The sequence below is a fragment of the Dyadobacter sediminis genome (genome assembly GCF_005860765.1).
GTDB classification, from domain to species: domain Bacteria; phylum Bacteroidota; class Bacteroidia; order Cytophagales; family Spirosomataceae; genus Dyadobacter; species Dyadobacter sediminis.
In genome coordinates this window covers 122,180-141,833 of record NZ_VCEI01000031.1, presented here as the reverse complement: position 1 = coordinate 141,833, position 19,654 = coordinate 122,180, and the positions used below count along the sequence as shown (strand labels likewise).

The window sequence follows — 19,654 nt, the reverse complement described above, 5'->3', positions numbered from 1 at the left end:
TATTTTTTCTTGAAATATTACTTATTTAACGCGTCTGTTTTATGGATGTCAGCTTGTGCATTCCGCTTAGTATAAGTATTTTAAAAGATAGATCCTTATGCTTTGCAGCTTTCCGCAGGCTCATTCCCTGCTTGCAACAAGCGGTTTGAACCGGGCATAAGTGGCTCTTTATCCTTAGATTTGAACAGATTTTATAGTTTGAATATAAATTGCCTTTCACAATGCAGGATACCTTTGTTATCATTATGGCCGGCGGAGTCGGCACAAGATTCTGGCCTTTCAGCAGGACCCATTTTCCAAAGCAGTTTCATGATGTATTGGGAACGGGGAAAACGCTTTTACAGCAAACTGTTGAGAGATTTCACGGTGTTTGTCCGGTAGAAAACATATACATCGTTACAAGTCTGGAATATAGAGATATTGTAAAGGAACAGGTTCCGTTCCTGAATGACAAACAGATATTGCTGGAACCGAACCGCAGGAACACAGCACCCTGCATTGCTTATGCCTGCTATAAAATCGCATCCAGAAACCCCAACGCCAACGTTGTTGTAGCTCCTGCTGATCATATTATTCTGAAAGAGGACGTTTTCCGGGATACGATCAAAGTGGCTTTGGGCGCAACGCGGAACGAGGATATTCTGGTGACGCTGGGCATTCAGCCAAGCCGGCCCGATACGGGTTACGGCTACATTCAGTACATTCCCGACAAGCTGACCGTAAAAAAAGTAAAGTCATTTACCGAAAAGCCGCATCTGGAACTGGCCATGCAGTTTCTGGACAGCGGGGATTTCGTATGGAATGCGGGCATATTTGTCTGGAATATAAATGCATTCAAAAAGGCACTGAAGAGATTTCAGCCATATACTGCGGAAATATTTGAAGAAGGCAACACGCATTATTACCTGGAAACGGAAGATATGTTTGTTCAGCGCGCATACCAGCATTGCGGCAGCATTTCCATTGATAACGGCATTATGGAAAAAGCGGATAATGTGCATGTGGTTTTAAGCAATTTCGGCTGGTCGGACCTCGGAACATGGAAATCGCTTTATGAAGTATCGGAAAAAGATGAGCATATGAACGTTACTGACGGCAATGTAATCCTTTACGATACAGCTAATTCCATTATCAAAACACCGAAGGATAAGCTGGTTGTCATCAATGGCCTCGACGGTTTTATCGTAGCCGAATATGACGGCGTTCTGCTGATCTGCAAAAAAGAGGATGAACAAAGAGTAAAAGAGTTTGTCGCGGATGCAAAAGAAGTAAACAGCAGGTTCGTTTAGACTGTATGCAAAGCTGCACATTCTCTGTGCAGCTTTCTCTTATTTTTTTAAATTTGTTAAGTGTTCAAACAATTATTTCAAAGATGTCATCAGTCGAATTAAAATCGGAAGTAATCCGTCTTGTGAATGAAATGGACGCTGCATGGATGGAGGATCTGCTGTCTTCAATCCGTGTATTTATTTAGCAGCAGCATTCAAATCATATCGATACTGCTTCCCCCGAATTACTAAAATCTTTAAACGAGTCTCTGATTCAGGCTGGACAAAATAAGTTACTGTCCAATGAAGAAATCATAAAAGAGACCAAAAAGTGGTTTACAAAATAAAATGGACAGAGATTGCCAAGGATAATTATCATGAAATGGTCTCCTACATTTATGATATCTTGGGAGAGACAGTTGCTGAAAGATTCACTGACGAACTACAGTCAAGTTTAGGCAAGCTGGAAATGTTTCCTTTTATAGGCATGCAACGTTCAATATTGTCTTCTGTGAGGAAACTGACAGTTGGTAAACATCATATTCTTTTTTACACTGTAATCGATAATTCCGAGGTTGTGCTTAACGTTCTGGATTGCAAACGTTTCACTTAGACCAAATCCGGACTTTTTACACCACTTTCTTAATCTCAAAAAAGCGGACATCGGCTTTTACATTTTCCAGAATCCGTTGTGAACGTTCCGGGCGTGCGTCTGTAATGAAAACCTGTCCTAGAAAGCCCGTATCAATCAGTTCGATCAGCTTGTGTATGCGGCGGTCGTCGAGTTTGTCAAAAATATCGTCCAGAAGCAGTATCGGCGTTTTTTCCTTTTCTTCTTTCAAAAGTTCAAACTGGGCAAGTTTCAGCGCAATCAGAAACGATTTCTGCTGTCCCTGCGAACCAAATTTTCTCAACGTAACGCCGTCTATTTCAAAAATATACTCATCCTTGTGAACGCCCTTGCCTGTACGCTGCGCATGAAGATCTTTGCTCCGGTTTTTGCGGAACCCGGCCGGAAAGTTCGGATCAGCCACTTCACTTTCGTAAATGACATCGACCTGCTCGTTTCCGCTGCTCAGGAATTCATAATATTTATAGAAAATAGGTACAAACCGCTTCATGAATTCACTCCGGTGTTCGTAAATACGCTGAGATAATATAATGAGCGGCTCGTTATAGGTTTCCAGCAGATCTTCGTCAAGGTAATTGCGTTCCGCAAACAGTTTCAGCAGTCCGTTGCGCTGCGAAAGGATTTTGTTGTAATGTAAAAAGTCGCTGAGGTAGCCGGGCGCAGCCTGCGCCAGAACACCGTCGAAAAACCGTCTCCGTTCCTCGCTTCCGTCCCGGATCAGATCCGTATCATTGGGTTCGATCAGTACAAGCGGAAAAAGGCCGATATGATCGCTCAGTCTTTCATAGTTCTTCTTGTCGGCCATAAAAACCTTGCGCTGGCCGCGCTGAAAGCTGCATGTGATCTGGATGTTTTTGCCGGATTCATGGAATATTCCGTCCAGCACAAAAAAATCATTGGCATGCCGGATGCCCAGCGCATCCTGATTGTGAAAGGCGCTTTTGGTAAGTGTAAGAAAGTAAATGGCATCCAGCAGGTTGGTTTTACCGCTTCCGTTCTCACCGATGAGGCAATTTACACGTTCCCCGAAGGTAAAGGCTTTCTCTTCATAGCTTTTAAAGTATGTAAGGTGAAGCTTTTCTAACCACATGAACTTCTTTGTTATTTAGTTTATGCTTATTTTCGCAAATCATTTGCGTGAGTACGGCAAAAAACAGACTCTGTTCAAACCACTAACTTTAAGACAAAGTTCTGTCTTTATAAACGAGAACCAAATACATGGCCACCGTTACTGAAAATATGGAAGCATCAGCGCCTCAAAAGTTGCAGCATCCGAAGGAACAATATATGTTCTGGTTCGAAAGTATGCTTTTACAACGACGTTTTGAAGAAAAATCCGGCCAGCTTTACGGCCAACAGAAAATCCGGGGTTTTTGCCACTTGTATATCGGGCAGGAAGCCTGCTCATCAGGAGCGGTTTCAGCTTTAAAGAAAGGTGACAAGTATATAACGGCTTATCGTGATCACGGCATTCCGCTTGCGCTGGGTACCGATCCGAAAGCGATTATGGCTGAACTTTACGGCAAGAAAACAGGAACAACCAAAGGAAAAGGCGGTTCCATGCACATTTTTGATAAAGAGAATAACTTTGTCGGAGGACATGGAATCGTAGGCGCACAAATTCCATTGGGCGCCGGAATTGCATTTGCTGAGAAATATAACAAGACAGGAAATCTTTGTATTTGTTATTTTGGCGACGGAGCCATTCGCCAGGGTGCTTTTCACGAAGCATTGAACATGGCCATGACCTGGAAACTTCCTGTGATTTTTGTTGTGGAAAATAACGGTTACGCCATGGGAACTTCGGTTGCAAGGACTTCCAATGTTACCGAGCTTTACACCATGGGCGAAGCTTATGATATTCCTTCCGAACCTGTGGACGGCATGAGTGTGGAAGCAATTCACGAAGCTGTTTCCCGCGCTGCCGAACGTGCACGCAACGGAGAAGGTCCTACATTCCTTGAATTCCGTACGTACCGTTATCGCGGACATTCCATGTCGGATCCGCAGAAATACCGTTCAAAGGAAGAAGTGGAAGAATACAAGCACCGCGACCCGATCGAGCAGATCCGTGCTGTAATCCTTTCCAATAATCTGGCGACGGAAGAAGAACTGGAAAACATTGATAAGAAAGTAAAGGATATCGTTGCTGAATCTGTTCAGTTTGCCGAGGAATCCGAATTTCCGGATCCCAAAGAAGCTTACACCGATGTGTATGTGGAGAACGATTATCCGTTTGTGATGGACTGATCAGATATAAACCAATTTAAAAAAACCCGCCGGATCATTTCGACGGGTTTTTTAAGTAAATTCGGCCATTGACAAACAGGGAATGATCCTGTTTTTACTTTTTTACGTAGATTGAGTTTCAGTAATTATTAATAATATGTCCTTGGATCAGGAATTTGATAACGAAGAAGATGAAGGAAAAGAGATGTCATTTATCGGGCATCTGGAAGAGTTAAGATGGCACGTTATCCGCGCAGCAGGCTCCATACTGGTATTTGCAATTCTGTCCTTTATTTATATTAAAGAAATTTATCATTACGTCATTATTGCTCCTGCAAAGCCGGATTTCTGGACTTACAGAATGCTTTGCAAGCTGGCAGATAAAGTAGGTTACGATGAACTTTGTATAAAAGCGCTTAATTTCAAGTTGCAGGCCATTGGCGTAGGGGACCAGTTTACAATGAGTATGACTTCTTCTGTAATTGCCGGGCTCGTTTTTGCTTTTCCGTATGCTTTCTGGGAAGTATGGCGGTTTATCAAGCCAGGACTTAGACCAGCTGAAAGAAAGTCTGCAAGCGGAGCTGTATTTTATGTAACGTTCCTTTTCTTTTCAGGGGTATTTTTCGGATACTTTATCGTTACGCCTCTGGCGATGAACTTTTTAGCTAATTACACGCTGGATGAATCCATTATCAACGAGTTCAGCCTGGCATCTTACATATCCCTTGTTGCTACGCTTACACTGGCATGCGGCATTGCATTTCAGTTGCCCGTAGTCGTGTTTGTACTTTCAAAAGTAGGCGTGTTGACTCCGGCATTTATGCGGGAATACAGAAAGCATTCAATGATCGTCATTCTGATCGTAGCGGCTGTTATTACGCCTTCGCCTGATATTTACAGCCAGATTCTTGTTGCCATTCCGCTTTTCCTGCTCTTTGAAGTCAGTATTCTGGTTTCTGCAAAAGTGGAAAGAGAAAAGCTCAGGGAAGAACAACGGCTTGCCAAACTTGGAAATACAGAACTGTAACAATTAACCCAGACTAATGAACAATTTACAGACCTCGGCTAATTTGTCGAGGTCTTCTTTTTGGTGCAGGGCGCTTATAACTATGCGTGTTACAGGTGCATCGGTCGGCATCGGGTAAGAAAAGCAGCTTGCCATTATTTTATTTTCGAGCAAATGATCAAACAAAGCGAGGTTCTTGCTGCAAAAAACAGGATAATTGTGAATGCTTTCAAACAACTTGCCTGCAGAAAGTTTTTGTTCAAAGTACCTGATATTCTGGATTAAATCGGAATGAAGCTTTGCATAAAGCAATGTATTCAGCATCATTTTCAAAGCATGCATGTAAGCCGGAGCAGGCGGAGAGGCACCTGCAAACCACGGAGAACGCCGCAATTGATTGATTGTAAGCTTATTGCTCAGAATGACTCCGCCCGGAATGCCCAATGCTTTGTTTAATGAAGAAAGAATAATTTTATTAATACCTGAAATACGGTCCAGACTTTTCCAGAAGCCGCGTCCGTCATCTCCGGTAATTCCAAGTGCATGCGATTCATCGACAATCAGCCATGTATTTTGTGAAGGAGGAAGTACGTTAAAAATGGAAAAATCAAATTCCTCGACCATGGGCGAGCCTGTTGCATCCGTACAAATTACATGTGCTGTTCTTGTAGTGCTGTTATTGATTTCCTGCACAACGTCATAAGCCCAATTTTTCCAGCTTGCAGTTTCAGGCTTAAAATAATTACCCCACAAAGCCGGATGTACACGCGGCGCATAATGATATTTGATCCGTTCCGTTTCTGACCTGCTATGAACCAGATTTTCTATTTCTTTCATAACCAGTTGTCCGGCCCACATTCCCGAAGAAACAATCAATGCAGAAGGAGATCCTGTAAATGCAGCAAACAGTCCTTCTGCTTCATCGTAAACATTTAATTGGAGCGTGTTGTTGCGTGAACTTCCAAAATGGTTTCCATAATTTTCCAGACCATCTTTCAGGAATGTACGAAATGCTTCGTTATGGCCCATTCCTAGATAATCCGTACCGCTAAACCAAAGAAATTTCTCTTCTGCAGCAGTAATTACAGTTCTTCCGGGAAGAGTATTTGTTTTGTAAATGCTCACTGTAAAATTGCCGGAACTCGGTTTTTCAGGCAGGCTCCGCTTCCGTTTTCGCTAACATAAATTACTTTTCCAAAATCAAAATTAACGCCGGACGCCGGATCATTTTTAATCAGTAAAGTGCCATCCATGTCAACATAGTCGAGCAAAGGCAAAAGATGTGCAATGGCGGAAATTCCGACACTGGATTCGGTCATGCAGCCGATCATGGTTTTCATTTCAAGGCTTCTGGCTTCGGAAATCATTCTTCTGGCGGCAGTCGGGCCGCCACATTTGGTAAGCTTTATATTGACGCCATGAAAAAAGCCATGGCAATTTTTTACATCACTTTCAACAATACAGCTTTCGTCTGCAATTACCGGAAGTGCGCTTTCGGCATAAACCAGTTTCATTCCTTCATTATCGTCAGCGGCAAGTGGCTGCTCGATAAATTCCACATCCAGCTTTTTCAGTTCAGGGGCAATCTGAATGGTTTGCTCCGCTGTCCATGCACAATTGGCATCTACACGAAACAGTGCATCAGTATGCTGCCGCAATTCTTTCACTATACGAAGATCTTCGTTGGTGCCTAATTTGATTTTATAAACAGGCCATGGAAGCTCTTTCATCTTGGAAACCATCTTTTCGACAGTATCAATGCCAATTGTAAAGTTTGTGAGCACATTATTTTCAATGGACAATCCCCAGCTTTGATATAGCTTCTGACCTTTCTTTTTGGCAAAATAGTCATGTGCAGCTTCATCCAGTGCACATTGTGCAAAGGAATTGGATTGAAGCATTGGATGCACTTTATCCCACAATTCTTCGGCACTTGCATACGATCCCCTTTCAACAATGTCTCTGACATTTTCCAGTGCTTGAACCATATTGCCAATCGTAATGCCGTAGTATGGATTAGAGGTAGCCTCGCCGTAGCCGCTGTATTCGCCGTCCGTAAGCTCTGCAATCAATGTGGGCTGCACATCCCGGGAATCATGTGCAATGGTGAACGTATGTTTAAGTTCCAGGTTGAAGGTGTGAAGGATCAGCTGCATTGATTTGCTATTTACCGGATGTATTTAATTGCGCATGTCCAGGCCCCATGAAAGTTTACTGCGCAAGGTATTCAGAAAGCTGTCATCAAACATTTTGATCAGTCTGGCTGTAAAATCTGCTTTCCGGATTGTGAGCTGTGTGTTTTCATCGACGATAAGCGACCGCGCATCGAGAGAAATCAGGAAATTGTTGCTTCTGCTCTTTACTTCCAGCTTGATCACGGCCGTATCTTCAACGACCAGCGGCCTTACGTTAAGATTATGCGGGCTGATCGGGGTAATAATGAAATTTTGGGAATGCGGAACAAGAACCGGGCCGCCGCAGCTCAGCGAATATCCTGTCGATCCGGTCGGTGTGGAAACAATCAATCCGTCGGCCCAGTAGGAATTCAGAAATTCGTCGTTCAGATACGTATGGACGGTAATCATGGAAGAAGTGTCTGTCTTTGTGATCGTGAAATCATTCAGGCCGAAATTCAGGCCGTCAAAAACATCCGTATTGGATTCCAGTGTGACCAGTGTTCTTTCGTCAATCCGGTACTGATCATTTTCCAGTGAATTGATGAGGTCCGAAATGCGTTCCGGAGAAACAGTAGCCAGAAATCCAAGCCGTCCTACATTAATACCAATAACAGGAATCTGTCTTTTTCCGATATGGGAAACGGTTTCCAGCAAAGTTCCGTCGCCGCCCATACTGATTACCTCGTCTGCCTGGAAAAGTTCTGCGGGCTTGTCATAAACCAGTTCCGAGTAATGCGGAATTCCGATCTGATCCAGAAACGCACGAAATGGTTTGGAGAGCTGAACTTCAACATTCCGTCGGGACAGTTCATTGAACATGTTTTCAATAAACGGGCGGGCGGACTCATTAAAGTTACGTCCGTGAATTGCTATTTTCATGGAAGAAAAAGTAGATCATCTTGATTCTTCCGAAAGATACGTGACAAATATGCCGATTCAAAGGCAGCGGCATTTACAGAAGCGAAGAATCAGGTTGCAAGATATCTCAAAAGCATATCCAGCCGCTCCTGATCCACACTCTCGATCGGATCATTGGCATGGGCTTCTTCAATCTCGTAACCAAAGCGTTCCAGCGTGGCAATAACCGGCGTAATGTGCGTGCGGTTGAGTTTCAGGGTAAGCCGGGCTTCGTTGGCAGGATTATAGGTTTCTCCCGACGAATAGTAACTGCTGAGGATTTTAGTACCGTTGGATTCGATAAGCCGGCTGATTTCCGAAAGAGAATAGCTTCGTTCAGCAATTTTCAGCACGATTACAGCCCCTTTTTCCTGCACACCCAATTCATTGACAAAGTGTTCAACCAGATCATTGACAAGAATGCTGCCTGCGAAAGTACGGTCTTCATAAAGAACCGGGATAATTAACAGTCCAAACTGGTTGACAAGCCGTAAAAGTTCATAAGGATGCTGGTCTTCAGATGCAAAAATATCCTTGTGCTGAATAATGATTTTGGAAAGGGAATCAGAACTGTCGGCAACGTCGTAAAGAATATCTTCCGAAACAATTCCCTGATAAACGCCTGAATCTGCAACAACCAGCTGCTTCACACTGAATTCGTCCATCCAGTCCAGTGCCATACTTACCGGATCGGTAAGTTTAAGGACGGGAATCATAGGATTGATCAGTGTTGCTGCAAGCATAGCGGAATGTCTTTTTTCGAAGCTATAAAAAAACTATATATGTGTCAACTTTCGTATCAAAAGAAATTTCATTCAGAGTAAGCGGATTTTGTTTTCTTAAGTTTACAAAACCTGAACGGAAATATGCTTTTCAAGAAAACGCTCAAGTATAACATTAAATTCACGCGGATGTTCCATCATAGGCGCATGCGAGCATTTATCGATAAAATATAACTCCGAGCCGGCAATCAGACGATTGAATTCGTAACCGACATGTGGTGGCGTTATGGTATCATTCAGGCCCCAGACGAGCAGCGTAGGAACATTTATCTCATGCAGGTCTTTGGCAAGGTTATGCCGCTGCGCGGATTTGGCGATGCCTACAATACTCATGCATTTGGGAATGCTGGACGTCGTTTCAAAAACTTCATCCACGAGGTCTTTTGTTGCAACTTCCGGATTGTAAAAGGTATAGGCCACGCGTTCCTTGATATAATCGTAGCTTCCGCGCTTTGGGAAAGACCCGCCCATGGAATTTTCAAACAGCCCTGAACTTCCCGTCAGCACTAGCTTGTGTACGTTACTCTGGTTTTTAAGGGTGTAAAGCAGGCCGATATGTCCGCCAAGCGAATTACCGATTACGGTCACATTGCTGAGTTCCTTAAAACGTACAAAATCTTCAAGAAAGGCCAGAAGAGCTTCCAGGCCGGCTTCGCGCGGCGGCAGTTCATAGATTGGCAGCAAGGGAATTATAATGCGGTAACGATCGGAAAAATGCTCAATAATGCCGTCCCAATTGCTTAATGCTCCGAAAAGGCCATGCAAAAGCAGTAAAGTTTCGCCTTTTCCCTCGTCGATAAACTGAAACCGGCCTTCTGCATGTACTGTAAATTTCATTCTGTATACTGTGGTGGATTGATAATGATTACGAAGTTGAAAAACAGAAAAAGAGTTCAACCTATCCTATAACGCATTAAAGAAACAAATGCATGATTTTTATACCCTGCAAAACTAATTATTTTTTTCGTTGAATACGGATTTAACATCATTTACCGGATTTTAATTTCTTGTAAATATTATATTAATAATAACATAATATGATTAATGACATTAAAAGATACAATTTGGCCCGGCACCAGTACCGGCATTTTTGTTATTAAACGTATGGGGTACAGGTATATTCAGGCATCGTTGAACTTCATTCTGTTAGCTACCATATAGCTGCCATTTCATTGCCATACTTCTTGTTTTACTCATCTTAAATTAACTGATTATCAAGTGTAACCAAAATTAATTCAGGAATTATATTTATAAGATTAGAAAAATATTAAAATAAATACTACAATTATGAATTTCGTATTGAAATCTGCAAACCCTGTAACTTTAATAATTTACTTTCTGTGCTTAGCTCTGAATGCATTGGCACAAACGGAAATTCCGCTTTACTCTTCCCAAATTCCCAGTTCCGTCCATGCTCCGGATCAGGAAACGAACAAGGATGATATTATCAGGAACGTCTCGAAACCCACACTTGCTGTCTATTTGCCCGAACCGGAAAAGGCAAACGGAACTTCTGTAATCGTGTGTCCGGGCGGAGGATACGGCGTGCTTGTAATGGATTATGAAGGATACAGAATTGCAAAAGAACTGAACAAATCAGGCATTGCCGCTTTTATTCTGAAATACCGCCTTCCGGATGCCCGCATCATGAAAGACCAGTCTATCGGGCCTTTGCAGGACGCGCAGCAAGCCATCAAAACCGTTCGGGAACGTGCGGGTGAATGGAAAATCAATCCTGACAAGATCGGAATTATGGGCTTCTCGGCAGGCGGGCACCTGGCATCTACCGCAGGAACGCATTATGACAGCACTTTTATAGAAAATCCACGTAAAACCAGTTTAAGGCCGGATTTTATGATACTTGTTTATCCGGTTATCAGTTTGTCGGACAAAATCGGGCACAAAGGTTCAGGCACCAATTTACTGGGCAAGACGCCTTCTGCAGAAAACATCAAGTACTTCTCAAATGAACTGCAGGTGAGTAAAAAAACACCTCCGACTTTTCTGACGCATGCCGGTGACGATACGGTTGTTCCGGTATCCAACAGCATTAAATTTTACGAAGCACTGAACACACACGGAGTACCGGCAGACATGCACATTTATTCCAAAGGTGAACACGGGTATTTGAAAACACCTGCTTTTCAGGAATGGTTTGGTCGTTGCCTGCAATGGATGCAGAGCAATCGGTGGCTGCCGGACAGCAAGTAATCACAAATGCGGGTCTGAAACATGGAACATTCCGGAACGGCAAGTTTCAGCAAACAGATCCTTTTTTAACCGGAAGCAAAAAAAAGAGCTGTAAAAACGTACAGCTCTTTTTTCAAATATCGATTCAGATGCTTAAATCAGGTTGTCAAAAATGCCCGGAGCCAGGCCGAACAGAATCGTAAGAAAAGTTGCTATGAGCAGTATCACCTGATAAAACGGAGCAATCCGGATTTTGATCATATTTCCTTCTCTTAAATAAGAAGCAATGATGACACGGAAATAATAGTAAATCCCGACTGTCGACATCAACACTGCAATTACGGTAATCCACATTATGCCTCTTTCGGCAGCACTGGTGAAAATGAAGAATTTACCCCAGAAACCTGCTGTCAATGGAATTCCGGCAAGAGAAAGCATGGAAACAGCCAGCACAAATGCAAGTACAGGATTCTGTTTTGCCAGGCCGTTAAATGCGTCATAGTGTTCGTTTGGCTGACCTTCAATCGTCTTTTCTTTCGAAACAAGCATCAGAACGCCAAATGCGCAGATTGTAGAAAGGGAATAAGCAAGAGAGTAAAATACAATCGCGTTTTCCGACGGTCTGGAAAGTGCTGTCAAAGCAATCAGTAAATAGCCGGCATGCGAAATACCCGAGTAAGCAAGCATTCTCTTGAAGCTGTTCTGGCTGGTTGCTCCAATGTTCCCGACAAGCAGCGTAAGGACTGCGATAAGTGCAATAATAATCCACCAGAAGCTGTAAATGTTTGTAAAGGAAGTATTCAGCAAGCGGAATAGAGCTGCAAAACCGGCCGTTTTTACGATCGTTGACATAAATGTCGTAAAAATCGTCGGTGCGCCTTCGTAAACGTCCGGCGTCCAGAAATGGAACGGAGCCGCAGATACTTTAAACAGCATTCCGATCAGCAGCAGCAGCAAGCCGGCGTATAAAATGTAAGACTGCGAGCCTGGCTGCATATTGGAAGCAAAACCCTGAATCTGGCTGAGCTCAAAAGACCCCGTTGCGCCGTAAAGCAATGTCATGCCGAACAGCATAAAACCGGTCGCAAAAGCTCCCATCAGAAAGTATTTCAATGCAGCTTCATTGGAACGAAGATTGCGTTTGTTGCTTCCTGTAAGCACATACATGGCAACGGACAAAATTTCCACACCGATAAAAAGCATGATCATATGTTCAAAGCCGATCATCATCATGGCCCCGACAAGCGAAAACAGCATCAGGCCATAATATTCCGCCGGCTCGGAATCGGCGTTATCCTGAAACCCGCCTGAAATAGCCACAATCATGAAAGCAGAAAGCAGAATGATGCCGTTAAAGGACAATGTAAGGTTATCGACCCGGAACATATCGTAAAAATACAGCAACGGCCCTTTGTTCCATTCAATGAAATTTCCGATTAACGCAATGATAAGAAACAGAAGCGTTGCAGGAAGAAGGATATTCTTGGATTTCGAAAAGCCCAGAAAAAGGGTAACGACACCAAGAACAGACAGCAATATAATGGGATACATATTTTTACTTAGTTATTTACCAGTTGTAAAAGCTGACTTACAGCAGGCTCGGTTAATTTCAGAAATGTATTGGGATAAATTCCGATCCAGAAAACCATGATGACAAGCGGCAGCAATACGGCGCTTTCGCTTGCCGTAAGGTCCTGAAATCCTTCCACCCATTTGGATCTCGGCCCGAACATGGATTTCTGAAAAAGCCGCAGCATATAAACAGAGCCTAAAATGATGGTCAAACCTGCAATGGCTCCCAGCCAGCCATCGTAATGGAACACGCTGGACAGCAGCAGAAATTCACCTACGAATCCGTTGGTTAAAGGCAGTGCAACGCTTCCAAGCAACAGGATCATGAAATAGATGCTCAGATGCGGCGTACTTTGCGATATACCGCCAAGCTGATCGAGAAACCTCGTTTTGGTACGGGAATAAATAATATCAATGATAAAAAACAATCCGATTACATTGATTCCGTGTGCAAGCATCTGGATCAAAGCACCTTGCAGGCCATTTACAGAATAAGAAAAAACACCCGCAGCCATCAGTCCGACGTGTGCAAAGGAAGAATAGGCGATAAGGCGTTTCATGTCACTTTGCTGAATGGCAATGATGGAACCGTAAATAATGCCGATTACAGAAAGGATCATGGCCATCAGGCCCCAGCTTTCCATTCCTTGGGGAACAATCGGTAGCAGAAAGCGGATCAATCCGTAAACACCCATTTTAAGCATAATCCCGGAAAGCAGCATCGTGGCCGCAGTCGGCGATTCCGTGTAAGTATCCGGCTGCCAGGTATGGAACGGGAACAAAGGCATTTTGATGGCAAAAGCAATAAAGAATGCCCAGAAAATAAATCCCTGCGTTTGCGGGCTCAACTGAAGCTGGTAAAAAGCCGTAATTTCAGAAGTATGCGTTCCGGGTGTCTGATAATAAAGATAAACCAGCGCCACCATCATGAACAAACTTCCGAAAATGGTGTAGATAAAGAACTTGAAAGTAACCTTGATCCGGTTTTCTCCGCCCCAGATCGCTGCGAGAAAATAAACGGGAATCAATGCTGCTTCAAAGAAAAGGTAAAACAGGAACGCATCCGTCGCTGTGAAAACACCGATCAGCGCAGCTTCCATAAAAAGGATCAAAGCATAAAAAGAAGCCGGTTTTTTATAATCGTGCTTAAAGGCAGAAAGTACAATAAGCGGTGTCAGAAAAGTAGTAAGCAGCACAAGCACAAGGCTGATTCCGTCCAGACCGGCAGCAAAGGAAATCCCTCCTGATGAAACCCAGGCGTATTTAAAACCGAACTGCGTACCCGCAGCCGGATCAAACTGCAGCCACGTCACTACGGCCAGGCCAAGTGTAGCAAGGCCGCCGATCAGCGCAACTGTTTTGGCCAGCCGTTCCCCGGAAAAAAGGGTGATGACAGCGGCTATTACCGGTAAAAGAATCAATAGAAGAGTAAGCATATTTTCAAGTCAACGGTCAGCAGTAAATGGCAAACAGATTTTATTGATAATACTGATCAAAGTAAAAGTTTCCAGAACAATATAAGCGCAATGCCCAGAACCATGGCAAAAACGTAATCACCTGTGGAGCCGGTTTGGGTTTTTCTCAGCAATCCGGAAAGAAAACTGACAAGCCGGGCAGCGCCGTTTACAATCAGATCAATAAAGAATTCACCAAAACTGTAAAGAATATTGGATAATGTTTTGACAGGTTTTACAAAAACGGAATTGTAAAGCTCATCAACATAATACTTGTTGTAAACCAGCCGCTCCAATCCCGATTTTTCATGCGAATCCAGTGCAGGAACAGCTCCTCTTTGTACATACATAACGTAAGCAGCTATGGCTGAAATCAGCGCTGCGGCTACGGAAATGCCCATTAAAATGTATTCTTCGGTATGGGAAAGTTCTGCGGGCATAAATGCTTCCGGGTTGGCCTGACGTGCACCTTCGTACAACGGACTCATGAATTCGGCCAGATGATGCGAGCCGTGCAGTGCAGCCGGCACACCGATAAACCCGCCAACGGCTGAAAGAACCGCCAGAACAATCAGCGGTACAGTCATGGAAGCAGGCGATTCATGCAGATGATGTTCCTGTTCGTGCGTACCGCGGAATGTTCCGAAAAAGGTAAGAAAAAGCAGACGGAACATGTAAAATGATGTCATTAAGGAACCGAGAACACCGATTGCCCAAAGCAGTTTGTTATGCTCGAATACATGCGCCAGGATTTCGTCTTTCGAGAAAAACCCTGCAAACGGCGGAATTCCCGAAATTGCAATGGTCGCGATCAGGAAAGTAAGGAATGTAACAGGCAACTTTTTTCTTAAACCGCCCATGTGACGAATATCCTGCTCATCGGACATGGCATGAATCACACTCCCGGCTCCGAGGAAAAGCAAAGCTTTAAAGAACGCGTGTGTAATGACATGAAACATGGAAGCTGAGTAAGCCATGGCGCCCAGGCCCATAAACATATAACCCAGCTGGCTCACAGTGGAATAGGCAAGTACTTTCTTGATGTCATTCTGTAAAAGGCCGATGGATGCTGCAAAAAGCGCCGTTGCCCCGCCGATGATGCCGACAATTTCCAGCGTTGAAGGCGCAAGCGAATACAGGATATTGGAACGGATCACCATGTAAATTCCGGCCGTAACCATAGTCGCTGCGTGAATAAGTGCCGAGACCGGGGTAGGGCCGGCCATTGCATCCGGAAGCCATGTGTATAGCGGAATCTGCGCCGATTTTCCCATAGCACCGATAAAAAGAAACAGCGTAATGGTGATAATTACCGGATCACCGACACTGAAAGCCGTTGCTTTGCTGAAAACTTCCGAATATTCAACCGAACCGAAAGTGGCAATGATCGTAAAGATTCCCAGCAGAAAGCCAAGATCCCCTATGCGGTTCATAATAAACGCTTTACGGGCGGCATCGTTGTAGTTTGTATTTTTGTTCCAGAAGCCGATCAGCAAATAGGAGCACAGTCCAACGCCTTCCCAGCCGATGAACATAATCACATAATTGGAGCCCAGAACAAGCAGCAGCATAAAAAACAGAAACAGGTTCAGATAAGCAAAAAACTTTCCGAAACCTGCGTCATGATGCATGTAGCCGATGGAATAGATATGGATCAGCGAACCGACGCCCGTAATGATCATCAGCATCAATAAAGAAAGCTGATCGATCTGAAATGAAAAGGGAATGTTCAGGTCTCCGACCGTTATCCAGTCAAAAAGCGGTACAATCAGCGTTTCACTTCCGGATGCAACAAATGCATTGAATGTCATGACAGACAAAACAAAGCTTGCTACAACGGCCAGTGTTCCAATGATACCTACGGCACTTTTGGGTATGTTTGGGAATCCGATTCCGTTGATCAGGAAACCGACAAGCGGTAACAGCGGGATCAGAATAAGTAATGATGCAGACATATTTATTTGTTAATCTTGAATCCTGAGTATTTGTGTCGGGAAATACTTACCACTTAAGTTTATTAAGAAAGCCAATATCCGTATTTCTTGTATTCCGGTAAATCATTACAATGATCGCCAGCCCGACAGCCACTTCTGCGGCGGCAACAGCCATGATAAAAAATACGAAAACCTGTCCGGAAGGATCTGACCGGTAGGACGAAAATGCGATCAGCAGCAGATTGGCAGCATTAAGCATTAATTCCACAGACATAAAGATGATAATGGCGTTGCGGCGGGTCAGTACACCAATGATGCCGATTACAAAAAGTAAAGTACTGAGAATTAGATAACTTTGAAGTGGAATATTCTGAATAACCGCTGGTATATTAACCTCTGGAATATTAGGGTTTGGAATCATATCAGGTTTACCTGTTTGGATATTCGGTTAAAATAATCAAAAATACATTTTCGTCAAAAATAGACATAAATAGCACTTACTCAAATGCGGGCGGATGATTATGTCAGCGCTGGGTCAATGCTCTCAGTTTAATTTCGGTCAGTTTTCTTTTGGTATCAAGCGGAAATTCCCCTTTCATCATCCAATCGAAGAAGGACGGCTCGTTTTTCAGTATATCTGCTACGCGTTTGCCGTTATGTTTACCAAAGTTAAAGATTTCTTCTCCTTTGTCATTGTAAGCCATTCTGCCCGCAAAATCAATTAGTCTGGAAGCCGTAAGATCATGTAAAACGGCCACATCATTTTTAATGGGCTCCGTTTCATTGCCATGCACATCCGTAATCTTGACACCTTCGTAGCGCGCAATCTGTCCCTGAAGAACTTCGAATGTAGCAATGGTATCGGCCTCTGCGCTGTGTGCGTTTGTGAGCGTTTTGCCGCAATAAAACTGGTATGCAGCAGAAAGGTTGCGAGGCTCCATCAAATGATAAATGCGCTGTGCATCCACCGTTTTCCTGTTTTTCAGGTCAAATTCAACGCCGGCGCGCAGAAATTCTTCCACCAGCATGGGAATATCAAACCGATTGCTGTTGAATCCCGCCAGATCACATCCTTCCAGAAATGCGGCTAGGGTTTTGGCAATTCCTTTGAAAGTCGGTGCATCTTTAATATCCTCGTCATAAATGCCGTGAATCAAACTGCTTTCCAGCGGAATGGGCATTTCGGGATTAACTCTGCGCGTACGTATTTCTGTTTCACCGTTTGGCAGCGCCTTTACTACTGATATTTCTACAATGCGGTCACGGACAATATTGACTCCGGTTGTTTCAAGATCAAAAAAAGCAAGCGGCTTTTTCAGACGGAGGGTATGCATAAGGCACTCAGATTTGATTTTCGAGCCGTGAAGTTACGTTTAAACATAAGATAGCGCAAGAAAGAGGTTAGTTTATACTGATTATAAAAAGATTAAAACACTACGGGGGAGGGGATTGTCACGAGTAGTAACGAATCGTCATGTTTGGTCAGAAGTTGTCATTTTTTGTCAGGCATAGTCATGTTTGGTCAGAAGTTGTCATTTTTTGTCATGTGTGGTTATGTCTAGTTATATGGTTATTTTTAGTCAAGAGTTGTCATTTTTTGTCATATATGGTCATGTTTGGTTTGGGATGGATAGAAAGGGTTTTATAGATTTTTGTTGTCAGTTAATTTTTCAAGAAACCTTCAAACTATAATGACAATATATGTCTATAAATGACTTTCATAACCAATCATCCTCTCACAACAAATCCCAACAAATACAATCCCTGAAAAAAATGACTATGAGTGACAATCCATGACAAAAAATGACAATACTTTAACTAACAAGCCTGCTTGTAACAATACATCCCTGCTTGCCTTACTCCATCCAGTCGTATGACTTTGTAACAGCCTTTTGCCAGCCACCATAAAACCTGTTTCTTGATTCTTCGTCCATATCCGGGTTCCAGGTATGCGCTATGGTCCAGTTTCTGGTAAGTTCTTCGGTATTTTGCCAGTAACCTACGGCCAGACCGGCAGCGTATGCGGCACCCAACGCAGTCGTTTCGGCAACAGCCGGAGATACCACCTGTGTGTTCAGAATGTCGGATTGAAACTGCATCAGCAGCTGATTGGAAACCATCCCGCCGTCCACGCGCAGCGAAGCCAGTTTTATACCCGAATCCTGTTCCATGGCCTTTACAACATCAAGCGTTTGATATGCAGTGGCTTCCAGTACGGCACGGGCAATATGTCCTTTGTTCACATAACGCGTAAGACCGGCAATAACGCCTCTTGCATCATTGCGCCAGTATGGCGCATATAATCCGGAAAAAGCAGGAACAAAGTAAGCGCCCCCGTTGTCATTGACAGTCTGGGCAAGCTGTTCAATTTCACTGCTTTGTTTTATAATGCCGAGATTGTCACGTACCCATTGCACCAACGCGCCGGTGATGGCCACACTTCCTTCCAGCGCATATTGCACAGGCTCATTTCCAAATTTATAAGCGATCGTTGTAAGCAGCCCGTTTTCCGAAGTTTTCAGTTCGTTTCCTGTGTTCATCACCAGAAAGCAACCTGTTCCGTATGTATTTTTGGCCATTCCGGGATGAAAGCAGGTTTGCCCGACCAGCGCGGCATGCTGATCGCCCAGATCGCCGGCGACGGGTACGCCCGGCAGGATTTCATTGGTAACATTTCCGTAAACTTCACTGCTGCTCTTGATTTCAGGCAGCATGTTTTCAGGAATGTTGTAAACTGACAGCATTTTCCGGTCCCATTGCAAGGTATGAAGGTTCATGAGTTGCGTGCGGCTTGCGTTGGTAACATCCGTTACATGAATGCCGCCCTGTACGCCGCCGGTGAGATGCCAGATCAGGAAAGTATCCATATTTCCGAAAATTGCTTCTCCTTTTTCTGCATCTTCACGGATGCCATCTACATTTTCGAGCAGCCATTTCAGTTTAAGGCCGCTGAAATAAGTGGAAACCGGCAATCCTGTAATATCCCGGAACTGGTTCAAACCGCCTTCTTTTTCAAATCTGGCAACGAGGTCCGTTGTCCGGGTATCCTGCCAGACGAGTGCGTTATAATAAGGTTTTCCCGTTCGCCGGTTCCAGACTACGGTTGTTTCCCTCTGGTTTGTGATGCCAATGGCCGCAATGTCCGATGCCGTCGCAGACACGTTGATCCGGGCAACAGCAATAACTTCCAGCGTGTTTTTCCATATTTCGGTTGGATTATGCTCCACCCAGCCGGGATGCGGGTAAATCTGTTCATGCTCTTTTTGCCCGACCGAAACAATTTTCCCCTGATGATTAAACAATATACAACGGGTACTCGTTGTCCCCTGATCAATTGCAGCAATGTATTTGGACATAATCGAAAATCTGGATTTTGATTGGTTTTATTTGTAATAAAGCGTGTAATAAGTAAAAATTACCTGATCCTGACAAAAACAGCTGAATAATATTGCAAGCGATGTTACTGAACTTCATACACACATCTTATATTTATAACTGCCAAAAACAGGCTGAC

17 protein-coding genes are annotated in these 19,654 nt (G+C 43.8%); 5 read left to right on the top strand and 12 right to left on the bottom strand.

From position 1 onward, the window contains the following. Positions 1–221: 221 nt before the first annotated feature. Entirely contained in the window at positions 222–1,289 is a 1,068-nt protein-coding gene (locus tag FEM55_RS23745; protein ID WP_138283819.1) for a mannose-1-phosphate guanylyltransferase, read from the top strand. A 310-nt stretch (positions 1,290–1,599) separates the two neighbouring features. Next, positions 1,600–1,881, top strand: coding sequence for a type II toxin-antitoxin system RelE/ParE family toxin (locus FEM55_RS25440; RefSeq protein WP_138283818.1), 282 nt, complete (start codon positions 1,600–1,602; stop codon positions 1,879–1,881). 16 nt (positions 1,882–1,897) lie between these two features. Here FEM55_RS25440 and recF read toward each other — a convergent pair whose 3' ends face one another. After that, the gene (gene recF / locus FEM55_RS23735; RefSeq protein ID WP_138283817.1) at positions 1,898–2,989 is read right to left on the bottom strand and encodes a DNA replication/repair protein RecF; all 1,092 of its coding nucleotides are present in this window, start codon (positions 2,987–2,989) and stop codon (positions 1,898–1,900) included. Between the two features lie 128 nt (positions 2,990–3,117). Between recF and pdhA the strand changes: the two genes are divergently transcribed. Beyond that, the gene (gene pdhA, locus FEM55_RS23730; RefSeq protein WP_138283816.1) at positions 3,118–4,149 is read left to right on the top strand and encodes a pyruvate dehydrogenase (acetyl-transferring) E1 component subunit alpha; all 1,032 of its coding nucleotides are present in this window, start codon (positions 3,118–3,120) and stop codon (positions 4,147–4,149) included. 136 nt (positions 4,150–4,285) lie between these two features. Next, positions 4,286–5,155, top strand: a complete 870-nt coding sequence (tatC, locus tag FEM55_RS23725; RefSeq protein ID WP_138283815.1) for a twin-arginine translocase subunit TatC — start codon at positions 4,286–4,288, stop codon at positions 5,153–5,155. 3 nt (positions 5,156–5,158) lie between these two features. On the opposite strand, the gene FEM55_RS23720 is transcribed toward tatC, so the two are convergent. From FEM55_RS23720 to FEM55_RS23700, 5 genes are all read right to left on the bottom strand, one after another. Beyond that, positions 5,159–6,259, bottom strand: coding sequence for an aminotransferase class I/II-fold pyridoxal phosphate-dependent enzyme (locus FEM55_RS23720; RefSeq protein ID WP_138283814.1), 1,101 nt, complete (start codon positions 6,257–6,259; stop codon positions 5,159–5,161). Next, positions 6,256–7,290 carry a dipeptide epimerase gene (locus FEM55_RS23715; RefSeq protein ID WP_138283813.1) on the bottom strand — a complete coding sequence of 345 codons (1,035 nt, stop codon included), beginning with the start codon at positions 7,288–7,290 and terminating at the stop codon, positions 6,256–6,258. Before FEM55_RS23715 ends, FEM55_RS23720 begins: the two co-directional genes overlap by 4 nt. Positions 7,291–7,314: 24 nt before the next feature. After that, a complete protein-coding gene (locus tag FEM55_RS23710) occupies positions 7,315–8,190 on the bottom strand; it encodes an NAD kinase (RefSeq protein ID WP_138283812.1) in 876 nt (291 codons plus the stop codon). Positions 8,191–8,279: 89 nt separating this feature from the next. After that, positions 8,280–8,951, bottom strand: a complete 672-nt coding sequence (locus tag FEM55_RS23705; RefSeq protein WP_138283811.1) for a CBS domain-containing protein — start codon at positions 8,949–8,951, stop codon at positions 8,280–8,282. A gap of 102 nt (positions 8,952–9,053) precedes the next feature. Next, positions 9,054–9,827, bottom strand: a complete 774-nt coding sequence (locus FEM55_RS23700) for an alpha/beta fold hydrolase (protein WP_138283810.1) — start codon at positions 9,825–9,827, stop codon at positions 9,054–9,056. Between the two features lie 522 nt (positions 9,828–10,349). On the opposite strand from FEM55_RS23700, the gene FEM55_RS23695 reads away from it, so the two are divergent. Then, the gene (locus FEM55_RS23695; RefSeq protein ID WP_229209397.1) at positions 10,350–11,201 is read left to right on the top strand and encodes an alpha/beta hydrolase; all 852 of its coding nucleotides are present in this window, start codon (positions 10,350–10,352) and stop codon (positions 11,199–11,201) included. A gap of 132 nt (positions 11,202–11,333) precedes the next feature. Here the strand turns inward: FEM55_RS23695 and FEM55_RS23690 are convergent, their stop codons facing one another. From FEM55_RS23690 to glpK, 6 genes are all read right to left on the bottom strand, one after another. Continuing rightward, positions 11,334–12,731 carry an NADH-quinone oxidoreductase subunit N gene (locus tag FEM55_RS23690; protein ID WP_138283808.1) on the bottom strand — a complete coding sequence of 466 codons (1,398 nt, stop codon included), beginning with the start codon at positions 12,729–12,731 and terminating at the stop codon, positions 11,334–11,336. A gap of 8 nt (positions 12,732–12,739) precedes the next feature. Beyond that, complete coding sequence (locus FEM55_RS23685) at positions 12,740–14,188, bottom strand: complex I subunit 4 family protein (RefSeq protein ID WP_138283807.1); 1,449 nt, start codon at positions 14,186–14,188, stop codon at positions 12,740–12,742. A gap of 56 nt (positions 14,189–14,244) precedes the next feature. Further along, the gene (gene nuoL / locus FEM55_RS23680; RefSeq protein WP_138283806.1) at positions 14,245–16,161 is read right to left on the bottom strand and encodes an NADH-quinone oxidoreductase subunit L; all 1,917 of its coding nucleotides are present in this window, start codon (positions 16,159–16,161) and stop codon (positions 14,245–14,247) included. Between the two features lie 46 nt (positions 16,162–16,207). After that, on the bottom strand, positions 16,208–16,561 hold the full coding sequence (gene nuoK / locus FEM55_RS23675) for an NADH-quinone oxidoreductase subunit NuoK (RefSeq protein WP_138283805.1): 354 nt from the start codon (positions 16,559–16,561) through the stop codon (positions 16,208–16,210). A 103-nt stretch (positions 16,562–16,664) separates the two neighbouring features. Then, entirely contained in the window at positions 16,665–17,474 is an 810-nt protein-coding gene (locus FEM55_RS23670) for a 3'-5' exonuclease (RefSeq protein WP_138283804.1), read from the bottom strand. 522 nt (positions 17,475–17,996) lie between these two features. Then, positions 17,997–19,496 (bottom strand): glycerol kinase GlpK, encoded by a 1,500-nt coding sequence (glpK, locus tag FEM55_RS23665; protein ID WP_138283803.1) that lies wholly within the window; start codon positions 19,494–19,496, stop codon positions 17,997–17,999. Between the last annotated feature and the right edge of the window lie 158 nt (positions 19,497–19,654).

Excerpts from the sequence above, each read along its gene's own strand:
- FEM55_RS23715 (WP_138283813.1), bottom strand. The coding sequence starts at position 7,290 with ATGCAGCTGATCCTTCACACCTTCAACCTGGAACTTAAACATACGTTC.
- FEM55_RS23705 (WP_138283811.1), bottom strand. The coding sequence starts at position 8,951 with ATGCTTGCAGCAACACTGATCAATCCTATGATTCCCGTCCTTAAACTT.
- FEM55_RS23710 (WP_138283812.1), bottom strand. The coding sequence starts at position 8,190 with ATGAAAATAGCAATTCACGGACGTAACTTTAATGAGTCCGCCCGCCCG.
- pdhA (WP_138283816.1), top strand. The coding sequence starts at position 3,118 with ATGGCCACCGTTACTGAAAATATGGAAGCATCAGCGCCTCAAAAGTTG.
- FEM55_RS23690 (WP_138283808.1), bottom strand. The coding sequence starts at position 12,731 with ATGTATCCCATTATATTGCTGTCTGTTCTTGGTGTCGTTACCCTTTTT.
- nuoK (WP_138283805.1), bottom strand. The coding sequence starts at position 16,561 with ATGATTCCAAACCCTAATATTCCAGAGGTTAATATACCAGCGGTTATT.
- FEM55_RS23685 (WP_138283807.1), bottom strand. The coding sequence starts at position 14,188 with ATGCTTACTCTTCTATTGATTCTTTTACCGGTAATAGCCGCTGTCATC.
- glpK (WP_138283803.1), bottom strand. The coding sequence starts at position 19,496 with ATGTCCAAATACATTGCTGCAATTGATCAGGGGACAACGAGTACCCGT.
- FEM55_RS23670 (WP_138283804.1), bottom strand. The coding sequence starts at position 17,474 with ATGCATACCCTCCGTCTGAAAAAGCCGCTTGCTTTTTTTGATCTTGAA.
- tatC (WP_138283815.1), top strand. The coding sequence starts at position 4,286 with ATGTCCTTGGATCAGGAATTTGATAACGAAGAAGATGAAGGAAAAGAG.
- nuoL (WP_138283806.1), bottom strand. The coding sequence starts at position 16,161 with ATGTCTGCATCATTACTTATTCTGATCCCGCTGTTACCGCTTGTCGGT.
- recF (WP_138283817.1), bottom strand. The coding sequence starts at position 2,989 with ATGTGGTTAGAAAAGCTTCACCTTACATACTTTAAAAGCTATGAAGAG.
- FEM55_RS23700 (WP_138283810.1), bottom strand. The coding sequence starts at position 9,827 with ATGAAATTTACAGTACATGCAGAAGGCCGGTTTCAGTTTATCGACGAG.
- FEM55_RS23745 (WP_138283819.1), top strand. The coding sequence starts at position 222 with ATGCAGGATACCTTTGTTATCATTATGGCCGGCGGAGTCGGCACAAGA.